The sequence below is a fragment of the Ruegeria lacuscaerulensis genome, assembly GCF_013034685.1.
In the GTDB taxonomy this organism is placed as follows: Bacteria; Pseudomonadota; Alphaproteobacteria; order Rhodobacterales; family Rhodobacteraceae; genus Ruegeria; species Ruegeria lacuscaerulensis_B.
On record NZ_WQGO01000004.1, the window covers coordinates 59,289 to 80,672 of the forward strand.

Sequence of the window (21,384 nt, forward strand, 5' to 3'; positions counted from 1 at the left end):
GACCTATGACGACACCTGTTCTTTCTCTCCAAGATGCGGCTTTGTCGCTGGATGGCAATGCCGGACGGGTGAAAATCCTGCATGGTATCTCTCTATCGGTTCAAAAGGGCGAGACTTTGGGCCTTGTTGGCCCGTCTGGGTCCGGCAAATCCTCATTGTTGATGCTGATGGGCGGGTTAGAGCGTGCGACTGGCGGCAAGATCGAAGCTCTGGGGCGGGATCTGACTGATTTGGACGAAGACAACCTCGCCCGGTTTCGACGTGACGCGATGGGCGTTGTGTTCCAGAATTTCCACCTGATCCCCACGATGACTGCGCTGGAAAATGTCGCCACGCCGCTGGAATTGGCGGGGCTCCGGGACGCGTTTGACCGGGCCGAAAGTGAACTGGATGCGGTCGGCCTATCGCATCGGCGCGATCACTATCCTGCGCAGCTTTCGGGGGGTGAGCAGCAGCGCGTGGCACTTGCGCGTGCATCGGCGCCGCGCCCGCAGATCCTGCTGGCGGACGAGCCAACGGGGAATTTGGATGAAACCAACGGGGCCGCGATTGTTGATCTGCTGTTCGACCTGCGCGACCGTCACGGGGCGACTTTGGTTCTGGTCACGCACAGTCACAGCCTTGCGCGCAGATGCGACCGGGTTGTCCGGTTGCGCGATGGGCGTATTGCAGAAGATATCCAGCAAGAGGCCGCGGAATGAGCCTGCGCCTCGCCGGACGTCTGGCGCGGCGCGAATTGCGCGCAGGGCCGCGTGGCTTCCGCGTGTTTCTGGCCTGCCTCGCCCTTGGTGTCGCCGCCATCGCCGCCGTCGGGTCCGTGCGTCAGGCCATCCAGACTGGGCTTGCACAAGAGGGTGCCGCATTGCTGGGTGGCGACGCCCAGTTGGAATTTACCTATCGCTTTGCCACCGAAGCCGAGCGCGACTGGATGGGCCAAGTGGCCTCTGCCGTCTCGGAGGTCGTTGATTTCCGATCAATGGCCGTCGCGCGGCAAGGCCATACCCCGGAGCGTGCGTTAACGCAGGTCAAGGCCGTGGACGCGGCCTATCCTCTGGTCGGAACACCAGTGCTAGACCCCGATATACCGCTGCCCTCTGCGCTTGACGGGGCTGACGATCTGCCCGGGGCCGTCATGGACCCTTCACTGATCGACCGGTTGGGTTTGTCTGTAGGCGATCGGTTTTCTCTAGGCACGCAAGAGTTTCTGCTGACCGCCGCGCTGATCCATGAACCGGATGGAGCTGCGGATGGATTCGGTCTGGGTCCGCGTACTCTGGTACGCACGCAGGATTTGCAAGCGTCTGGCCTGCTAGCACCGGGCACCTTGTTTTCCACCAAATACCGGCTGGATCTACTGCAATCGGTAGACCTTGCAGAACTGGCGTCGCAGGCAAACACAACGTTCGACGGCACGGGAATGCGCTGGACAGATGCGCGAAACGGCGCGCCGGGCATCGCCGAATTCGTCGCCCGTCTCAGTGCCTTTCTGGTACTGGTCGGGCTTTCGGGTCTGGCCGTGGGCGGCATTGGCGTATCGGCCGCGGTATCTGCATTCCTCGCCCAAAAGACCGAGACAATCGCAACCCTGCGCACACTGGGCGCAGACCGCGCAACGATCTTTCAGACCTATCTGATCCAGATCGGCATTCTCTCGGGTATAGGCGTCCTGCTAGGCATTGCTCTGGGCGGGCTGCTACCGCTGGCGCTCGCCCCGCTGATCGAGGCCCAGCTTCCCATCCCAGCCGTCTTTTCGCTGTATCCAGAACCGCTGGCCGAGGCTGCGCTCTATGGTGTTCTGACCGCCTTTCTGTTTACCCTCTGGCCCTTGGCCCGCACCGAAGAGGTCCGCGCTGCCACCCTATTTCGGGACGCGCTGTCATCGGCCCGCGCCCTGCCTCGCCTGCGCTACATCGTTGCCACCGGGGTGGGGCTGGCGCTGCTGATCGCGTCGGCGGCGTGGTTCAGCGGGTCAGCCCGCCTGACGCTCTGGACGGGCGGCGGGCTGGTTGGCGCGCTGATTCTTCTCTCGGTCGCGGCGATGGCAATTCGTAGACTGGCCCGATACGGCGCGCGCCCCGCGCGTGGACACCCGGCGCTACGCTGGGCCTTTTCCGCCATTTCCGACCCGCGCGAGGGTGCGTCTTCGGTTGTGTTGTCGCTGGGTCTGGGCCTGTCCGTTCTGGCCGCCGTTGGGCAAATCGACGGCACCCTGCGTAACGCAATATCCGGCAATCTGCCAGACGTCGCGCCCTCGTATTTCTTCGTCGACATTCAGAAGGACCAAATGTCCGGCTTTTCCGAACGTCTTGAAACCGACCCTGCCGTCACCCGCGTCGAAAGCGCGCCGATGCTGCGTGGCATCCTCACGCAGATCAACGGCCAACCGGCTCGTGACGTCGCCGGGGACCACTGGGTTCTGGACGGCGACCGTGGCGTAACCTATTCCGCAGCACCCCCGCAAAACACCCGCGTCACCGCCGGAGAATGGTGGGCAGATGACTATTCCGGTACCCCGCAAGTCAGCTTTGCCGCCGAAGAAGCGCAAGAGATGGGCCTGAAACTGGGCGACACCCTGACGGTCAATATTCTGGGGCGCGACATCACCGCTGAACTGACCTCACTGCGCGAGGTTGATTTCTCGACGGCGGGGATTGGGTTCATCATGTCCATGAACCCATCGGCCCTTGCCGGAGCCCCGCACAGCTTTATTGCCACTGTCTATGCCGAAGAGCCCGCCGAAGCCGCAATCCAACGCGACCTGGCTGAGCAATTTCCCAACATTACTGCTATTCGCGTCCGCGACGCCATCGACCGAATCTCGGGGCTGTTGGCAGGGTTGGCTGCAGCCACATCTTATGGCGCAGGTGTATCGCTGCTGACCGGCTTCCTTGTCCTAATCGGCGCAGCCGCCGCAGGAGAGCCCGCCCGCAGGCATGAAGCAGCGATTCTGAAAACACTGGGCGCAGACCGCGGTCGCATCCTGCTGAGTTTTGCCCTGCGCGCTGCCCTACTCGGCGCCGCTGCGGGCGCGGTGGCCCTGCTCACCGGCATATTGGGCGGATGGGCAGTGGCGACCTATATCTTCGACACCGATTTCAGCATCATCTGGGGTTCGGCGCTGGGAATTATTGTCGCCGGCCTCCTCGTGACCCTCGGCGCAGGCCTGTTCTTTGCGCTGCGCCCGTTGGCGGTACGACCGGCCCGCATCCTGCGAGCCAGTGACTGAACTTACCGAACGCAAGCAACCGGCTGCAAGATTTGCAGCAACTGGTCGTTGTCACAAACCAAAGCATCCAACGTGATGTCATCCAGCGACGCATAGAAAACCTCGGCCGCATCCTGCAGCGCAAGGCGCAACCGGCAGGCATCGGTCAAGGGGCAGGTATTGTCCGCATCCGCAAAGCACTCGGCCAACGGCAGGTTGCCCTCGACATGACGAAACACCGACCCGATGCGAATCTGCTCGGCAGGGCGCGCCAGGGTCATGCCGCCATTTCGGCCTCGCTGTGTGCTGAGATAGTCTAGCTGACTCAGTTGATTGATCACCTGCGCCAGATGGTTCTCCGAGATATTGCACACTTCGGCAATCTCGGATTTGGTCACAAGCCGGTCCTGATGTGCAGCGCAATACATCAGCAAGCGCACCGCGATATTCGTCCGTTTGGTAATGCGCATGATCGCCTCCCAAATTTCAAGATGCGACCTTATTGCATGTCCGGCTAAAAAGCGGTTTGACATACATCAATCGGCGGAAAAGGACGCGGCACAGATGGCAGACCCCTATTTCTTTGGCTATGGCAGCCTGGTGAACCTTGCTACCCACGATTTCCCCGATCCCCGCCCTGCGAAACTAAAAGGCTGGCGCCGCTCTTGGAGACATACAGACCTGCGCCCGGTGGCCTTTCTGACAGCCATCCCCGACCCCGATTGCGAGATTGAGGGGATGATCGCCCATGTCCCGAAAAACGACTGGGCGGCGCTGGATGAACGCGAATGGGCCTATGATCGCATCCCGGCAACTCAGGCTGTGTCACATACGCTGACCCACGACGTCGACATCGCCGTCTATGCCGTCCCACATGGCCGCCACACCGAGCCCACGAACCACCACCCCTTGGTACTCAGCTATATCGACGTCGTCGTACAGGGCTATCTGCGCGCCTATGGCGAGGCCGGGGCAGATCGCTTCTTTGCCACCACCGACGGCTGGGAGGCTCCGATCCTGAATGACCGCGCCGAGCCCCGCTATCCGCGACACCAGCAGTTGAAACCGCACGAGACTGAATTCGTGGACTCCCGCCTGCGAAGACTATCCGTCAACGTCGTCCACAGCCCATAGCAAAAGGCCGAGGTCAAAACCCGGCCCTTCTTCTCGTTCCAAATACGGTTGCCGAAGGCACGCGCCAAAGGGCGCGTTCTCTTACCCGCGCGCGCGGATCACCTGAAGCAATGGCAAAAGCGCGGCCATCTCGGGCCCACGCTCCATCCCTGTCAGCGCCTTGCGCAGCGGCATGAACAATCCCTTGCCCTTCCGGCCTGTGGTCTCTTTGACAGCCTTGGTCCAAACACCCCAGGTCTCGCCATCAAACGGCCCTTCGGGCAGCAATGCCACGGCTTCGGTGATGAAGTCACGATCGTCTTCGTCGATCAGCGGCTCTGCCCCATCGCGGCACAATTCCCACCAACCCTGCAGATCGGCCAAAGTGGTGATGTTCTCACGCGCCATGGCCCAGAAGGGCTCGGCCATATCTGCTGGGACACCCGCATCCGTAACCGCATCTGCAACATCCGCCAGAGGCAGAGACTGCAGATGTTTCGCGGTCAGCGGGAATAGGTCCTGCACGTCGAATTTGGTCGGTGCTGCGCCGAAACGCCCGATGTCGAATCCGTCTATCAATTCAGCCATGTCCGAACGTAATTCCACCGGATCGGACGAGCCCAGACGCGCCATCAGGCTTAGCAGAGCCATCGGCTGAACCCCCTGCTCGCGCAGATCGCGCAGCGCCAGCGTGCCCAAACGTTTCGACAGCGCCTCACCTTGCGGGCCGGTCAGCAGCGAGTGGTGCGCAAAGCGCGGGCAAGCGCCGCCCAGCGCTTCAATAATCTGGATCTGGGTCGCCGTGTTGGTCACATGGTCCGAGCCACGCACCACCTCCGTGACACCCATCTCGGTATCATCCACCACGGATGCGATCGTATAGAGAACCTGCCCATCGCCCCGGATCAATACCGGATCAGACACGGAAGAAGCATCAATCGAGATGTCGCCCAGAATGCCGTCATTCCACTCGATCCGCTCGTGATCCAGCTTGAAACGCCACACACCGTTTCCGCGTTCCGCCCGCAGCGCCTCTTTCTCGGCCTCCGACAGGTTCAGCGCAGCGCGGTCATAGACCGGGGGCTTGCCCATGTTCAGCTGCTTCTTGCGCTTCAGGTCCAGTTCGGTCGGCGTCTCGAACGCCTCATAGAAACGACCCATCTCGCGCAGCTTGTCGGCCGCTTCGGCATAGCGATCCAGACGGTCGGACTGACGCTCGACGCGGTCCCATTGCAGCCCAAGCCACTCCAGATCCTGTTTGATCGCATCGACATATTCTTCTTTCGACCGCTCAGGATCAGTGTCGTCGATGCGCAGGATGAACGTACCGCCAGCCTTGCGGGCGATCAAATAGTTCATCAAGGCAGTACGCAGGTTGCCCACATGGATGTAACCGGTGGGCGACGGGGCGAAACGGGTGGTTGTCATAGGTGTCTCCTGTTGGCGCGGCTATTGTCACAGGATGGGCGTTTTGTCCAGCCGTGGGCAAAGGCCCACCAAGGAACTCAAACATGGCCAACACACAACCTAAACAAAAATTCACACGTATTGTTCAACAACGCACCCCATATCTTGGGTCTATAACCTACCAAGAGACGCGCACCGGCCTAGCTTTGAAGCTGGCGTTCTGACAGGGAGACTTAGATATGACCATCAATTTGACGCGAAGAGCAGCCTTGGGCGCCGCGGCCACACTACCTTTTGCTGCAGCTGCGACCCCGCTTTTGGCCGCAGGAACCGAGACCAAAGCCAACTCGACCATCGCCAAATCGTACCACCTCGGTGATTTCACGGTCACGACCCTGTTGGATGGCAGCCTGCCCCGCGATGGTGCCAAGGAGATCTTCGGCGGTGGCGCATCGGATGAAGAATTTGCCAAAGTATCCGCCGACAACTTCATCCCTGCAGACAAGGCGCAGTTCTTCTTTACCCCGACGCTGGTCAATACCGGGTCCGAACTGGTTCTGTTCGACACCGGGCTGGGTCAGGGCGGTATTCAGGCGGCGCTGGCAGATGCAGGCGTCACCCCCGATCAGATCGACGTTGTTGTGATCACCCACATGCACCCCGACCATATCGGCGGCATGACCACCGACGATGCACCAACCTTTGCCAATGCGCGCTTCGTGACCGCCGCACCGGAATATGACTTCTGGGCGGCACAGGATGCAGGCAACCGCGTCGGTGATCTGGTTGCCGCCAAAGTGACCCCACAGGCCGAAAAGATGACCTTCCTCACCGATGGTGGAGAAGTCACCTCGGGCATCACCGCCGTCGCCGCCTATGGGCACACACCTGGCCACACGGTCTATCACCTGGAAAGCAACGGCCAGCGCTTGGTACTGACCGCCGACCTTGCCAACCACTATGTCTGGTCCTTCGCACACCCCGAGTGGGAGGTCCGCTTTGATATGGATAAAGCGGCCGCGACAGCAGCGCGTCGCAATGTTCTGGGTATGCTCGCCGCCGACAAGGTTCCGATGATCGGCTACCACATGCCCTTCCCCGCCGCTGGCTATGTCGAGACCCGCGGCGACGGGTTCCGCTTTGTCCCCGTCAGCTATCAGATGGCAGGCTAAGCTCTAGTATCCTGGGTCCGGCCGCACTTTTGAGCCATCCGTAAAACGGGACAGGCGGAAGGCGGCCGGATCGACACAGGGCGATCGCCCTGTGACCAGATCGGCCATCAACCGTCCCGCTCCGGGACCGATGCCGAATCCGTGGCCGGAAAAACCGGTTGCGATGAATATGCCCGGAATTTCTTCGACGCCCGAGATTACCGGGATTGCATCCGGCGTAACATCAATCATCCCTGCCCAGCTTTGCACCAACTCGGCGTTCCGCAACGCGGGTATGCCCTTTCGCGCGTTCGCCCACGCCCGCCGCAGCACCTTGCCAGACGGCTCAGGGTCCAGAACGCGACACTGTTCGAACGGAGTGACATCCGTAGGCAACCATTTCCGGTCCTGCTTGGCTTCAATGGCCCACCTTTTCGACCACCGAAATCGCAGCGACCGCCACTCCTGCCGGAATGCGGGCAGGAACCACCATGCCAACCGAAAGCTGTCGGGCACGATATCAACCGTGTTTTCATGGCCGGACGCGATCGTATAGCCACCGTCAGCACGCTTGCGCACGGCGAAGTCATCCGACCACAACGCCGCCTCGGGCCCTTCGACCGGAGAGGTGCGCAGCACCGTGTTCAGCACCTTGAGCTGCGGCAAGTCAATGCCCGCATTCCCAGCAAACAAACGCGACCATGCGCCACCGGCCAACACCACGCGATCACAGGCGACACGACCGCGTTCAGTGAAAACACCCGCAATGCGCCCACCCTGCACATCAACACTGCGAACAGCGCAATTGGTCATCAACACTGCGCCGTTGTCGCGCGCGGCCTCGGCGATGGCGGGGGCCGCCCATTGCGGCTCGGCCCGGCCGTCGCGGGGCATGTGCAGGGCACACTCCAGATCGGTCCGATGACTGGGCAGTAAGTCGTCCAGTTCTGCCCCCGATACCATCCGAGCGCCAATCTGCAACCCATCGACATGTCGCGCCCAACGTTCAAGATTTTGCGCATCCCGCGCGCCGGAGGCGCCAAACAGGATACCTGATCGCGTAAACCCGGTTTTACGCCCGGTCCTCTCGTCCAGCCCGTCCCAAATCTTTTGCGCCACGCACATCAACGGAATTTCGCGCGGGTCACGCAGCCCCAATCGCACCCATCCCCAGTTGCGCGAGCTCTGTTCGCCTGCAATCTGGCCTTTTTCGCACAACAGAACCGAGACGCCCCGTTCGGACAGCTCCAATGCAGTTGCCGCGCCGATGATTCCGCCCCCGATCACGACGACGTCTACCACTTTGGGAAGTTTCAGATCAGGTTCAACGGGGGTTGGTTTGGGGCCGGGCATCAACCGCTCATACTGCATTCTATGAAATGCAATGAAGGCGCGGGATTGGGCCCAAGGCAATACGACATTCGGCGCAGATCACAGATTTAAACGACCTGTGTCAATCACGCCATTTTCGGGGATATTCAGACTAAGCCACACCGCATAGTTCGGCCCATTTCTGACGCAGAACCTGGGTAAAGCCGACAACCCGAGTCTCGGCTTCATCCTCCGCAGCTTCGTGCAAGGACAGGTCAACATCGACCAGTTCTTCGCGCAACTCGGTAGGCGTAACTTTGGGCAGAGGCGGCTCAGCCGCGCTCAAAATACCGGCGATGGCGGCATCCACCTCGGCTTCGTTCAGATCCTGCCCCTTGTCTGCCATTGTCTTCCACGGCGGCGGAGCATGAAGAGGTTTGTCATATTCCTCATACATAGCGATACCAAATCGTTAACACAGACACCCAATCTCGGATGTGTCACACCTGCCCCAGCTAGGGCGATAATCAAGCAAAAATGTGTCGGAAAAATGGCGCGCGCTCAAGCAAGCCCTTGAGAAAACATCATCTTGCAACCCATCGCAAGACGGATTGCAGACAATGCCACCCTAGACGCGGCATTGATTACTGATACGATACGATCTGCAGGCGCCGCAGCGGCAGGCGACTCAGGACGGGTCGCGCCAGCGATTCACGATCGGATACCTGCGATCCAGCCAGAAAGCCCGGCTAGTCAGCCGCGTTCCGGGGGCTGACTGGAACCGCTTGTATTCGCTGATATAGATCAGATGCTCAACCCGGCGCGCTGTGGCTGCATCAAACCCGGCCTCAACGCAATCCGCGACCGAGCCTTCGCCGTCGACCAGAATTTCAAGGATCGCATCCAACTCGGGATAGTCCGGCAGGCTGTCGCTGTCTTTCTGATCCGCCCGCAATTCCGCGCTGGGGGGCTTGTCGATGACCGAGGGCCGAATGACCTCGCCCTCCGGCCCCATCATCCAGTCGCGGTGGTTTTCATTGCGCCAGCGGCAGGTCTGAAAAACGCGGGTTTTGTAAAGGTCCTTGATGGGGTTGTAGCCGCCATTCATGTCGCCATAGATCGTGGCATATCCCACCGCGACCTCGGATTTGTTCCCAGTGGTCAGCAACATCTCGCCAAACTTGTTCGAGATTGCCATCAACAGCAACCCGCGCAGACGCGACTGGACGTTTTCCTCGGTCAAGTCTGGGTCACACCCGGCAAACAACGGGGCCAAAGTGTCCGTCACGGCGGCGCGACTGTCCGAGATAGGCACGTAGTCAAAATGCACGCCCAGCGCCTTGGCGACAGCCTCTGCATCGTCCAAGGAACCCTGACTGGTATATTCCGACGGCAACATTACACAGCGGACATTCTCAGACCCAATCGCATCCACCGCAATCGCCGCGACCAAGGCGGAATCAACCCCGCCCGACAGACCAAGCAGCGCCTTTTTGAACCCGGTCTTCCCCATATAGTCGCGCAAGGACTGCACCATCGCGCGATAGTCCTGCTCCCATTCATCTGGCTGAGGCGCGACCTCGGCCGGAACGATCCGCCACCCCTCATCGCCCCGCTCAAGATCGATATGGGTAACGGCCTCGTCAAACACAGGCATCCGAAAGGCCAGCGCGCCGCCGGGGTTCAGGCCAAACGTGCCGCCGTCAAAGACCTGATCGTCCTGACCGCCAACCATGTTGAGGTAAATCAGCGGCAGGCCGGTCTCGACCACGCGCGCCACCATATGATTAAGCCGCACGTCGTATTTGTTGCGGAAATAGGGCGAGCCATTGGGAATCAACAGAAACTCGGCCCCGGTCTCTTCCAGAGTTTCCGCGACATCCGGGTGCCAGCTATCCTCGCAGATCGGGCTGCCTATCCGCGTATTGCCCACCGAATACGGCCCGCCCAACGGACCGGAATCATACAGGCGAACCTCGTCAAAGACCGTTTCATTCGGCAAGTGATGCTTCAGTACCTTGCTGCCGATCTTGCCACCCTTGAGGATCAGATAGGCGTTGTACAGGTTGTCATCCTCGACCCATGGCCCGCCAATCGCCAGCGCGGGACCGTCGGCGCATTGGGCGGCCAATACCTCGACCGCGGCCATGGCAGCGCGGTTAAAGCTGGGCTTCATCACCAGATCCTGCGTGTTGTAGCCAGTGATGAACATCTCGGGGAAGGCGATCATGTCCGCGCCTGCGTCGCGCGCCTGTTTCCATGCCGCGACGGCCTTGGCCGAGTTGCCCTCGATATCCCCTACAACAGGGTTGAGTTGCGCCAGAGTGATGCGGAAACGGTCGGCCATGGTGCCCTCTTGCCCTCGTCAGTTCTTATGCCATTTACCAGATCGCACCGCGAGGAAAAGGCAAATGCGGCAAAACCCGTTGCCCTGCCCCCGGCGGTATCTTAGTTTTGCGCTGTAGAACAACCACCGGCAGGCAGGAAAACCCTATGAACGTCATCCGCACCTCAATCGCCGCTACCGCGATGGCCCTGTTGGTCTTGCCCGCCAGTGCGCAGGATGGGCAGGTCATCATTGCGGATGATGAGGTTGGCGGCGTCTACGAAGGCACTTTCCTGAACGGGCTGCGGCACGGCATCGGTACTTATCGCCTGCCCGACGGCTTCGAATATGAGGGCGAGTGGTCTGAAGGCGAAATTCAAGGCCAGGGCATAGCCCGCTATGCGAACGGGTCAATCTATGACGGCGCTTTCGCAAAGGGTCAGCCGGAAGGGCGCGGCCGGATCATCTATCCCGATGGCGGCAGCTACGAAGGCGAATGGTCTGATGGCACGATCAACGGGCAAGGCACTGCCACCTATGCCAATGGCGCGCGCTATGAAGGCGGGTTCAAACAGGCGCAGTACCACGGCAAAGGAACTCTGACCGACCCCAGCGGATATATCTATGAGGGCGACTGGGTTGAGGGCGCGAAACAGGGCAAAGCCAAGATCACCTCGACCCAGGGCAGCGTTTATGAAGGCGACATCGACAATGGCGTGCGCCATGGACAGGGTACGCTGACCGTGCCCGACGGCATGACCTATACCGGGGACTGGGTGCAGGATCGCATGACCGGCAAGGGGCGCATGGTACAGGCCAATGGGGACGTCTACGAAGGCGATCTTGTCGACGGGCGGCGTCAGGGCAAGGGCAAGGCCACCTACGCCAATGGTGCGACCTATGAGGGCGACTACACCGACGACCGCCGCCACGGCAAAGGCCGGTTCGTGGGCACGGACGGTTTTGAATATACCGGTGAATGGCAGGACGGGCAGATCGAAGGCTTTGGCGAGATGACCTATCCCGATGGCTCCACCTATGTTGGTGACTTCAGCGCCGACCTGCCCCATGGCAAGGGGCTGCACACCTACCCGGACGGCATCATATACGAGGGCGACTGGATCGCCGGTATTTTCGAAGGCTCCGGCAAGGCAACCTACCCCAACGGCGTCGTGTATTCGGGTCAGTTCAAAAACGGCCTCAGCCACGGCACTGGCGTTCTGACCTTCGCCAACGGCTATACCTACGAGGGCGATTGGGCCGAAGGTGCCCGCCACGGCAAAGGGCGCGCCAGCTTCCCGGATGGCACAGTGTATGAAGGCGAATTCGTCGATGGCGTCCGCGAAGGGCTCGGCACGATCACCACTCCGCGCGGGTTTACCTATACCGGCGATTGGGCAGGTGGCAAAATCAGCGGCACCGGGATCGCCACCTATGCCACAGGCGACGTCTATGAGGGTGGATTTGTGGACAACAAACGCCACGGCGACGGAACCATGCGCTATGCCAACGGACAAGAAGAATCAGGCGTGTGGGAAAACGGTGTCCTGCCGGGCAAATCAGCCGCCGAGCCCGAGGCTGCACCGGCCGAAGACACCACATCAGACGCGCCTTCGGACGGCTAGTTTCACCAAGGCACCGGCTGCCCGGCCCAATCGAAAAAACCACCTGTATCGTCCGGGGCCAGCGCCTCGATCACTGACAGCAAATTCTGCGCGGCTTCGTCTGGTTCAACGGTCGCGTGGCGTCCTGCGTATTTTCGAGTGAACTCAGTGCGCACCGTGCCGGGATGCAGCGAAACGCATACCGCCTGCTTGTGTGTCCGCGCCAGTTCGACCGCCGAGGTGTGAACGATCTGATTCACAGCAGCTTTGGCCGCGCGGTAGCTGATCCACCCGCCCAGACGGTTGTCGCCAATCGACCCGACCCGCGCCGACAGCACCGCCACGACGGCCCGCCGGTCCCGCGGCAACAACCGCGCAGCTTGTGCCAAAACCAAAGCTGGCCCCACCGCGTTCAAAGCAAACTGATCCATCATCGCCTTGGCTGACAAAGCGCGGATCGTCTTTTCCGGCTCAGCCCCGTTGATTTCAAGCGCACCAGACGCAACGAAGATCAGGTCATAGGGTCCTCCAAGCGCTGCCAGAGCAGTACTGACGGTGTCTGGCTTGGTCAGGTCAAACCCAACCGAAGACCGGGACAAACCTGTTACCGCGACCGATTGTTTCTCCAACCGCCTACAAAGCGCCGATCCGATCCCGCCCGACGCGCCAATGATGAGTGCTTTTTTCATAGCCCATCACCTAGCAGCCCAAGCGCTTACTTCAACGCATCGCAAAAAACGTCCCTGCGCGTGAAAGACCTGCAAATTCCGTCTTTTCATTCGCGTTCCGCTCTGTATAACCTCAATCCCATGATCAACCACGCAGATATCCTTGTTGCCGACACCGCCCTTCGCGGTGCGTGGCTGCGTGGCCTACTGATCCTAATCCGCCTCTGAGCGTGCCATCCGGCGCGCCCGCTCAGAGGAGGACGCCCGCGCGCCATAGGCTTTAGGACAGAAGAAGAAAGAGATTCCCATGACCAACGTGACCGACCAAGACCGCGTCTTGATCTTTGACACCACTTTGCGCGACGGCGAACAAAGCCCCGGCGCAACCATGACCCATAACGAAAAGCTCGAAATTGCCGAGCTGCTGGACGAAATGGGCGTCGACATCATCGAGGCCGGTTTCCCCATCGCCTCTGAGGGTGATTTCAAGGCCGTCAGCGAGATTGCCGAGCGGTCGAAAAACAGCCGCATCTGCGGTCTGGCCCGCGCCAATTTCGCAGACATTGACCGTTGCTGGGAGGCGGTGAAACATGCACGGCAAAACCGCATTCACACCTTCATCGGCACCTCTCCGCTGCACCGCGCCATTCCGAACCTGACGATGGACGAGATGGCCGATAAAATCCACGAAACGGTTAGCCATGCGCGCAACCTGTGCGAAAACGTGCAGTGGTCGCCAATGGACGCAACACGGACCGAGTGGGACTATCTGTGCCGCGTGATCGAGATTGCGATCAAGGCGGGTGCGACCACGATCAACATTCCCGACACGGTGGGTTACACCGCTCCGGTCGAAAGCGCCGACCTGATCAAACGCCTGATCGAGACCGTACCGGGCGCGGATGAAGTGATCTTCGCCACCCACTGCCACAACGACCTCGGCATGGCGACCGCAAACTCGCTGGCCGCCGTTGCGGGCGGAGCGCGTCAGATTGAATGCACCATCAATGGTCTGGGGGAACGCGCAGGCAACACCGCGCTGGAAGAGGTCGTCATGGCACTGCGCACCCGCAATGACATCATGCCTTGGCACACGGGTATCGACACCACCAAGATCATGCATATCTCGCGCCGTGTGGCGACGGTGTCGGGCTTCAACGTGCAGTTCAACAAGGCGATTGTCGGCAAGAACGCCTTTGCGCACGAAAGCGGCATCCATCAGGACGGGATGCTGAAGAACCGCGAAAACTTCGAGATCATGCGCCCCGAGGATATCGGCTTGTCTGGCACGTCTTTGCCCTTGGGCAAACACTCGGGCCGCGCGGCCTTGCGTGACAAGCTGGAAACGCTGGGTTTTGATGTGGGCGACAATCAGCTGAAAGACATCTTCGTTCGGTTCAAGGATCTGGCCGACCGCAAGAAAGAGGTCTTTGACGACGACCTCATCGCACTGATGACCATGGATGAGCATGACGACTATCTGCAACTGGTGTCGATGAAAGTGACTTGCGGCACCGGCGGTCAGGCAGAATCAACGGTCGAGCTTGAGATGGACGGCAAGGACATCATCGCTACTGAACACGGCGATGGACCGGTTGATGCGACCTTCAAGGCAATCCGTGCGATCTACCCCAACAAAGCGCATCTGCAACTGTACCAAGTACACGCTGTGACCGAAGGCACAGACGCCCAGGCCACAGTCTCGGTGCGGCTGGAAGAGGATGGCATGATTGCAACCGGTCAATCGGCCAACACCGATACCGTCGTTGCCTCGGCTAAAGCCTATATCCACGCGCTGAACCGCCTGATCATGCGGCGCGAAAAGGCCGGACCGGGCGCGGATGCGCGTGAGATTAGCTATAAGGACCTGACCTGAGCGTCTGAAAGCGCAGAGGCTCCCGCCACCGCGGCGGCCCGGCTTCGCCGATCCTTCTTGGGTTTTGGGCCCGGCAGCGCGCCGCAGGCGCGCTGCCGGGCCCAACTCGATTGACGGCATCTTTGATGCTGGCAATCGGGGCGGGAGAGCTTCCTACAACCGCTCAAACAAGGTGGAGAGGCGCGCAAATTCGCCCTGAATGCCAAACGGTGCGTTCACAATGAACATTCCCGACCCGATCATACGGTGCCCCTCGCGCGCGGCTGGAAAGCGCACCTCGTGGCATTCCGCTTTGGTCAGAGTTTGAGCCCGCAGCGCCTCGATCATGGGCTTGTGTCGTCCATCGGTCAGGATCGGATACCACAACGCGATGACCCCAACATTCCACTTCCGGTGCACCTTGGAAATGAATCCCGGCAGGCGGTCATATTCGGATTTCACTTCATAGCTTGGGTCGATCAGCATCAATCCCCGCCGAGGGGTAGGCGGCAGCAAGGAATGTGCCAGCGCATAGCCGTCCTGCTTGTAGACCTTCGCTCCGAACCGCGAAACGGCCAGTGAGAGCGCCTCATATTCCTGCGGATGCAGCTCAGCCAGATGCAAACTGTCCTGATCACGCAGCAAATTGCCCGCAATCAGGGGCGATCCGGCATATGCTTGCGTCCCGTGCGTCGCCTGAACGCTGGCCAACGCCTTCGACAAAGGATGATCGGCACCAAACCACCCGTCACGCCGCGCGCGCTCAATTCCTGCCGCGGCCTCACCGGTGCGGACCGCTTCAGCAGCGTCCAGCTTGTACAAGCCCCGCCCCGAATGGGTCTCGACATAGGTCAGGGGTTTGTCCTTACGCGCCAGATAGTCCAGCATCCACGCCAGCAAAGCGTGCTTTTGCACGTCAGCCAGATTTCCAGCATGGTAAATATGTTGATATGAGAGCATGTTGCCTTCTAAAGTCCCTATCAATAAGGCGGAAAGGTGCTGATTGACGCGGAATCAGCCCTTTTACCGGGCGAGATGGCACCCTATAAGACATCCGTCCCGGAACCGTCGAGTCGCGGGCAGTGGTAATTTTGACGAACGGGATCATTAAAAACATGGGAATCTTTGGCAATCTGGGCGGCTTGTTCACAGCGGACATGGCCATCGACCTTGGGACAGCGAACACGCTGGTTTATGTCAAAGGGCGCGGTGTGATCCTGTCGGAGCCTTCGGTTGTCGCCTATCACGTCAAGGACGGTGTCAAAAAGGTGCTGGCCGTCGGTGAAGACGCCAAGCTGATGCTGGGCCGAACCCCCGGCTCGATCGAGGCGATCCGTCCGATGCGTGAAGGCGTGATTGCTGATTTCGACACAGCCGAGGAAATGATCAAGCACTTTATCCGCAAGGTGCATAAGCGGTCGACCTTCTCGAAGCCCAAGATCATCGTCTGCGTACCCCATGGCGCGACGCCAGTTGAAAAGCGCGCGATCCGTCAGTCGGTTCTGTCGGCAGGTGCGCGCCGCGCGGGCCTGATCGCCGAGCCGATTGCTGCGGCCATTGGCGCAGGCATGCCGATCACAGACCCCACCGGCAACATGGTCGTTGATATCGGGGGCGGCACCACCGAGGTTGCGGTTCTGTCGCTGGGCGACATCGTCTATGCGCGTTCGGTCCGCGTGGGCGGAGACCGAATGGATGAGGCGATCATCTCGTATCTGCGCCGCCAGCAGAACCTTCTCGTGGGCGAATCTACTGCAGAACGTATCAAAACCACCATCGGCACCGCCCGGATGCCAGACGACGGTCGTGGCCAGTCGATGCATATCCGGGGCCGTGACCTGCTGAACGGCGTGCCCAAGGAAATCGAGATCAGCCAGGCTCAGGTGGCCGAGGCGCTTTCGGAACCTGTTCAACAGATTTGCGAGGCGGTGATGACAGCATTGGAAACCACACCGCCCGATCTGGCCGCCGACATCGTGGACCGGGGCGTGATGCTGACCGGCGGCGGCGCGCTGCTGGGCGATCTGGACCTTGCCCTGCGCGAACAGACTGGTCTGGCTGTGTCGATTGCCGATGAAAGCCTGAATTGCGTGGCTTTGGGCACCGGCAAAGCGCTGGAGTATGAAAAACAACTGCGCCACGCGATTGACTACGAAAGCTAAGGCGCGCACCCTTTCGGGGTGAAAACTCGGGCAAGAGCAGCACGGGAAGGTAACCTGTGGCAAACGACCGATCACAGCGCGATGAATACACCGCCCCTCTGCGCCGCCTGCTGTTGGGGATCGTGGTGCTTTGCCTGCTGGGAATCTTTCTGGTCTGGCGCATTGACAGCCCTCGGGTCGAGCGGTTTCGGGCGCAGGTGGTGGACCGCGTGGTGCCGTCGATGGAATGGGCGATGGTGCCAGTCACCGCAGTTGTAAACCTTGTCCGCGATTTCCAAAGCTATCAGCGGCTGAGCGCACAAAACCAAGAGCTGCGCAGCGAATTGCGCCTGATGCGGGCCTGGAAAGAGGCCGCGCTGCAGCTTGAACAGGAAAACGCGCGCCTGCTGGACCTTAACAACGTGCGGCTGGACCCGCGCCTGACCTATATAACCGGGGTTGTGATGGCCGATAGCGGCTCGCCCTTCCGGCAATCGGTGTTGCTGAATGTGGGCGAACGGGACGGCATCATGGATGGCTGGGCCACGATGGACGGGATCGGCGTCGTCGGGCGAATTTCCGGCGTCGGCCCCGATACTGCGCGAGTCATTCTACTGACTGATGCGTCCAGCGCCATTCCAGCAACGATCCAGCCTTCGGGTCAAACCGCGCTGATCACCGGCGACAATACGCCTTCGCCTGCTGTGGAATTCCTGGAAAACCGCGAGCTTGTGCGACCGGGTGATCGGGTCGTGACATCGGGCGATGGCGGCGTGTTTCCTGGCGGCCTGCTGATCGGACAGATCGCCGCCGACCCCGGTGGGCGCCTACGTGTGCGCCTGTCGGCCGATTTCGAACGACTGGAATTTTTGCGCGTGCTGCGCTTCCATTCGGCTCCACGTATCGAAGATTCCGGCGATGTCGTCGGCCCCAGACGCCCCGAAGCCGCCCTGACCCCATCGGAGGTCGGCGATGGATAGTCAGACTTCGCAGCTTTGGGCCAAACGCGGCTTGTATCTGTTTCTGGCCCTTCTGATCCTGTTTTTTCATCTGCTGCCACTGAACGCGCGGCCAGATCGCTGGCCCTTTCCTGATCTGATCATTGCGCTGACATTTGCCTGGGTGTTGCGGCGTCCCGAGTTTGTGCCCATCCCTCTGATCGCGGTGGTGATGTTGCTGGCCGATCTGCTGCTGCAACGTCCTCCGGGTCTGCTGGCCGCGCTGGTTGTGATGGGCGCGTCCTACTTGCGCAACGCAGCACCCGGCTTACGTGACGCCGGGTTCATGGGCGAATGGACCAGCGCCGCCGTTGTCATCACGGCTGTTTTTGCCCTCAACCGCGTCATTCTTGCTATTCTGTCCGTGCAACAGGCAGCATTGGGTCCGGTCGTGATACAAGTGGTTCTGACGATTGCGGTTTATCCGCTGATTGTTCTGCTCAGCCAGAGCGGATTCGGCGTGCGGCGGGTTTCGACCTCGGAGTCCGGCGCAGTAGGAGCCCGCCCATGAAGCCACGCAAACAGAAATCGCAGGGTTTGGCCTATAAAAGACTGCCCCGTCGCGCATTTGTTCTTGGCGGATTGCAGGCCGTGTTTATTGGCGGTCTGGCCGCACGGATGCGGTATATGCAGGTGGATCAAGCGGATGAATACCGCCTGCTGGCTGAAGAAAACCGCATCAACATCCGCCTGATCCCACCGACACGCGGTCGGATTTACGACCGCAACGGGCAGATCATCGGGCAGAACTCACCCTCTTACCGGATCGTGATGGTGCGCGAGGATGCGGGCGACGTAGACGCCGTTATCGCCAGACTGTCTGACCTGATCCCGCTGACCGATGATGAGATCGAGCGCGCCAAGACCGAGATGCGCCGCTCGGCCCCGTTCCTGCCGGTCACGCTGGCCGATCAGGTCACGTGGGAAGATATCTCGAAAGTCGCCGTCAACGCCCCCGCCCTGCCCGGTGTCACGCCCGAGGTCGGCATGACACGGCAATATCCCAGATACGAAGATTTCGCCCATGTCGTTGGCTATGTCGGCCCGGTCAGCGACTATGACCTCAGCCAGATCGAAGACCCCGAACCCGTGCTGCGCATACCTCGGTTCCAGATCGGCAAGGTCGGGCTAGAGGCCAAACAGGAAATCAGCCTGCGGGGTAAGGCCGGGGCCAAACGAGTCGAGGTCAACGCCACTGGCCGCGTCATGCGCGAGCTTGACCGGCAGGAAGGTACCGCCGGGGCCGATCTGCAACTGTCTGTCGATGCCGATCTGCAGCAATACGCGCAGGCACGTCTGGCGGGCGAAAGCGCCGCTGCGGTCGTGATCGACTGCGAAACCGGCGATATCCGGGCGATAAGTTCAGCCCCCAGTTTTGATCCCAACCTGTTCGTGCGCGGCATCTCGGTCGCGGATTACCGGACCCTGACGCAGGACAATTACCGCCCGCTGGCCAACAAGACCGTGCAGGGCACCTACCCGCCGGGATCGACCTTCAAGATGATCACCGCCATGGCCGCGTTGGAGGCCGGAGTGATCGGACCATCGAACACTGTCTATTGCCCTGGCCACCTGAAGGTTGGCAGCCGCCGGTTCCATTGCTGGAAACGCGGCGGGCATGGCACAGTCGATCTGGAAACCTCGCTCAAACGCAGTTGCGATGTCTATTACTATGACGTGGCCCTGCGCACGGGGATCGACAAAATCTCGGACATGGCACGGACTTTTGGGCTGGGCATCAAGCATGACATACCGATGTCCGCCGTGGCCGCCGGGCTGGCGCCCAATCAAGACTGGAAGCGGCGTGTGCATGGGCAGGAATGGCTGGTGGGTGACACGGCCAATGCCTCGATCGGTCAAGGGTTCATGCTGGCCTCGCCGCTGCAACTGGCCGTGATGACCGCACGGATTGCGACCGGGCGATCTGTCTCGCCGCGTCTTGTTCGGTCGATGAACGGGGTCGAGCAACCCTCGGGCGCAGGTGAGCCGCTGGACGTCAACCCGCGTAATCTGGAACAAGTTCGGCAGGCGATGTGGACGGTATCGAATGACCGGCGCGGTACAGCTTATCGCAGCCGCATCATAGCCGATGATTTCCGAATGGCGGGCAAAACCGGCACCAGCCAGGTGCGCAACATCACTAAGGCCGAACGTGCCGCCGGCGTCATCCGCAACGAAGACCTGCCGTGGGAGCGCCGAGACCATGCTCTGTTTGTCAGCTTCGCGCCCTATGACAAGCCGAAATACGCGATTGCCGTGGTGGTAGAACATGGCGGAGGTGGGTCGAAAGCCGCAGCCCCTGTGGCGCGGGACATCATGTTACAGGCGCTCTATAATGGAACGCCGCCATTGGACGCCTATCCGGTTGCCGACCGCGACCGGATCAAGGAACTGCAAAAGAAGCTTGAAGGCGATCGCCGTCCCAAAGCGCGCCCTTCCGAAAAGGACCGCGCATGAGCTATCTTGAGTATACGGTCAAATCCACGCCCTCGGGGTTCCGCAAGTTCTTGTATATGAACTGGCCCCTGACTCTGCTGCTGATCAGCGTGGCCAGCGCCGGGTTCCTGATGCTGTTCTCGGTCGCAGGTGGGTCATGGACCCCATGGGCCGAACCTCAGATGGAGCGGTTCGGGCTGGGCCTGACGGTGATGTTCATCATCGCGCTTGTCCCCATCTGGTTCTGGCGCAACATGTCGGTTCTGGCCTATCTGGGCTCAATTGGCCTGCTGATCGTGGTCGAGCTGTTCGGGACGATTGGCATGGGCGCACAGCGCTGGATCGACCTTGGTTTCATGCGACTGCAACCGTCCGAGGTGATGAAAGTTGCCCTGGTAATGGTGCTGGCCGCCTATTACGACTGGCTGCCCTCGCACAAAACCTCGCGCCCGCTATGGGTGATCCTTCCGGTGATCCTGATCCTGATCCCGGTGTTTTTCGTGCTCAAACAACCCGACTTGGGCACCTCGATCCTGTTGCTGGCCGCAGGGGGTGGGATGATGTTTCTGGCTGGGGTCCACTGGGCCTATTTTGCCGCTGTCATCGCCGCCGTGGTCGGGCTGATCGCAACCGTTTTCAACAGCCGCGGAACCGAGTGGCAGTTGCTCAAGGACTACCAATTCCGCCGGATTGATACCTTTCTAGACCCCTCCACCGACCCGCTGGGCGCGGGCTATCACATTACTCAGTCCAAAATCGCGCTGGGATCAGGTGGTTGGAACGGGCGCGGCTTCATGCAGGGCACGCAATCGCGGCTGAACTTCCTGCCGGAAAAACATACCGATTTCATCTTCACCACATTGGCCGAGGAGTTCGGCTTTGTCGGTGGCATTACCCTGTTGATCCTTTATGGCCTGATCATCGTGTTCTGTCTGGTGACGGCGTTGTCGACCAAGGACCGGTTTTCGTCGCTGGTGACGCTGGGCATCGCGCTGAACTTCTTCCTGTTCTTCGCGGTGAACATGTCGATGGTGATGGGACTGGCCCCGGTCGTGGGTGTGCCCCTGCCAATGGTCAGCTATGGCGGCTCGGCCATGCTTGTCCTGATGGCGGCCTTCGGTATTGTGCAAAGCGCGCATATCCATCGTCCTCGCTGATTTGAAAGGCCC

General features: G+C 60.5%; 18 protein-coding genes. 11 read left to right on the forward strand and 7 right to left on the reverse strand.

All coding sequences use genetic code 11. From position 1 onward, the window contains the following. Positions 1–5 precede the first annotated feature (5 nt). Both GOV80_RS11370 and GOV80_RS11375 read left to right on the forward strand, forming a co-directional pair. The gene (locus GOV80_RS11370) at positions 6–701 is read left to right on the forward strand and encodes an ABC transporter ATP-binding protein (protein ID WP_170784794.1); all 696 of its coding nucleotides are present in this window, start codon (positions 6–8) and stop codon (positions 699–701) included. Continuing rightward, entirely contained in the window at positions 698–3,226 is a 2,529-nt protein-coding gene (locus tag GOV80_RS11375) for an ABC transporter permease (protein WP_170784796.1), read from the forward strand. Before GOV80_RS11370 ends, GOV80_RS11375 begins: the two co-directional genes overlap by 4 nt. Before the next feature lie 2 nt (positions 3,227–3,228). On the opposite strand, the gene GOV80_RS11380 is transcribed toward GOV80_RS11375, so the two are convergent. Continuing rightward, positions 3,229–3,675: an RrF2 family transcriptional regulator gene (locus GOV80_RS11380; RefSeq protein ID WP_170772425.1), complete on the reverse strand. Its 447-nt coding sequence runs from the start codon at positions 3,673–3,675 to the stop codon at positions 3,229–3,231. A gap of 94 nt (positions 3,676–3,769) precedes the next feature. On the opposite strand from GOV80_RS11380, the gene GOV80_RS11385 reads away from it, so the two are divergent. After that, entirely contained in the window at positions 3,770–4,339 is a 570-nt protein-coding gene (locus tag GOV80_RS11385) for a gamma-glutamylcyclotransferase family protein (RefSeq protein WP_170784798.1), read from the forward strand. 81 nt (positions 4,340–4,420) lie between these two features. On the opposite strand, the gene gltX is transcribed toward GOV80_RS11385, so the two are convergent. Next, positions 4,421–5,746, reverse strand: a complete 1,326-nt coding sequence (gene gltX / locus GOV80_RS11390; RefSeq protein ID WP_170784800.1) for a glutamate--tRNA ligase — start codon at positions 5,744–5,746, stop codon at positions 4,421–4,423. Positions 5,747–5,964: 218 nt separating this feature from the next. Here gltX and GOV80_RS11395 point away from each other — a divergent pair, with 218 nt between their 5' ends. Beyond that, the gene (locus GOV80_RS11395; RefSeq protein WP_170784802.1) at positions 5,965–6,897 is read left to right on the forward strand and encodes an MBL fold metallo-hydrolase; all 933 of its coding nucleotides are present in this window, start codon (positions 5,965–5,967) and stop codon (positions 6,895–6,897) included. A 3-nt stretch (positions 6,898–6,900) separates the two neighbouring features. Here the strand turns inward: GOV80_RS11395 and GOV80_RS11400 are convergent, their stop codons facing one another. The 3 genes from GOV80_RS11400 to GOV80_RS11410 all read right to left on the reverse strand — a co-directional run bounded on the left by GOV80_RS11400 (position 6,901) and on the right by GOV80_RS11410 (position 10,534). Continuing rightward, entirely contained in the window at positions 6,901–8,229 is a 1,329-nt protein-coding gene (locus GOV80_RS11400; RefSeq protein ID WP_170784804.1) for an NAD(P)/FAD-dependent oxidoreductase, read from the reverse strand. 130 nt (positions 8,230–8,359) lie between these two features. Next, positions 8,360–8,644, reverse strand: coding sequence for a hypothetical protein (locus GOV80_RS11405; RefSeq protein WP_170784806.1), 285 nt, complete (start codon positions 8,642–8,644; stop codon positions 8,360–8,362). A gap of 231 nt (positions 8,645–8,875) precedes the next feature. Beyond that, positions 8,876–10,534, reverse strand: coding sequence for an NAD+ synthase (locus tag GOV80_RS11410; protein ID WP_170784808.1), 1,659 nt, complete (start codon positions 10,532–10,534; stop codon positions 8,876–8,878). 146 nt (positions 10,535–10,680) lie between these two features. Between GOV80_RS11410 and GOV80_RS11415 the strand changes: the two genes are divergently transcribed. Beyond that, positions 10,681–12,138, forward strand: coding sequence for an MORN repeat-containing protein (locus tag GOV80_RS11415; RefSeq protein WP_170784810.1), 1,458 nt, complete (start codon positions 10,681–10,683; stop codon positions 12,136–12,138). A 2-nt stretch (positions 12,139–12,140) separates the two neighbouring features. Here the strand turns inward: GOV80_RS11415 and GOV80_RS11420 are convergent, their stop codons facing one another. Further along, on the reverse strand, positions 12,141–12,806 hold the full coding sequence (locus GOV80_RS11420) for an SDR family NAD(P)-dependent oxidoreductase (RefSeq protein ID WP_170784812.1): 666 nt from the start codon (positions 12,804–12,806) through the stop codon (positions 12,141–12,143). 286 nt (positions 12,807–13,092) lie between these two features. Here GOV80_RS11420 and GOV80_RS11425 point away from each other — a divergent pair, with 286 nt between their 5' ends. After that, a complete protein-coding gene (locus GOV80_RS11425; RefSeq protein ID WP_170784814.1) occupies positions 13,093–14,661 on the forward strand; it encodes a 2-isopropylmalate synthase in 1,569 nt (522 codons plus the stop codon). A 153-nt stretch (positions 14,662–14,814) separates the two neighbouring features. On the opposite strand, the gene rlmJ is transcribed toward GOV80_RS11425, so the two are convergent. Further along, complete coding sequence (gene rlmJ, locus GOV80_RS11430) at positions 14,815–15,600, reverse strand: 23S rRNA (adenine(2030)-N(6))-methyltransferase RlmJ (protein WP_170784816.1); 786 nt, start codon at positions 15,598–15,600, stop codon at positions 14,815–14,817. 155 nt (positions 15,601–15,755) lie between these two features. Between rlmJ and GOV80_RS11435 the strand changes: the two genes are divergently transcribed. Genes GOV80_RS11435 through rodA form a run of 5 tightly spaced genes read left to right on the forward strand, consistent with a single transcriptional unit; the run spans position 15,756 to position 21,372 of the window. Then, positions 15,756–16,802 carry a rod shape-determining protein gene (locus GOV80_RS11435; protein WP_039523195.1) on the forward strand — a complete coding sequence of 349 codons (1,047 nt, stop codon included), beginning with the start codon at positions 15,756–15,758 and terminating at the stop codon, positions 16,800–16,802. 56 nt (positions 16,803–16,858) lie between these two features. Then, positions 16,859–17,761 (forward strand): rod shape-determining protein MreC, encoded by a 903-nt coding sequence (mreC, locus tag GOV80_RS11440; protein ID WP_170784818.1) that lies wholly within the window; start codon positions 16,859–16,861, stop codon positions 17,759–17,761. After that, on the forward strand, positions 17,754–18,290 hold the full coding sequence (locus GOV80_RS11445) for a rod shape-determining protein MreD (RefSeq protein ID WP_170784820.1): 537 nt from the start codon (positions 17,754–17,756) through the stop codon (positions 18,288–18,290). The genes mreC and GOV80_RS11445 overlap by 8 nt, the downstream gene beginning before the upstream one ends. Continuing rightward, on the forward strand, positions 18,287–20,236 hold the full coding sequence (gene mrdA / locus GOV80_RS11450) for a penicillin-binding protein 2 (RefSeq protein ID WP_170772450.1): 1,950 nt from the start codon (positions 18,287–18,289) through the stop codon (positions 20,234–20,236). The genes GOV80_RS11445 and mrdA overlap by 4 nt, the downstream gene beginning before the upstream one ends. Then, positions 20,233–21,372, forward strand: coding sequence for a rod shape-determining protein RodA (gene rodA, locus GOV80_RS11455; RefSeq protein WP_170784822.1), 1,140 nt, complete (start codon positions 20,233–20,235; stop codon positions 21,370–21,372). The genes mrdA and rodA overlap by 4 nt, the downstream gene beginning before the upstream one ends. Positions 21,373–21,384: the final 12 nt, after the last annotated feature.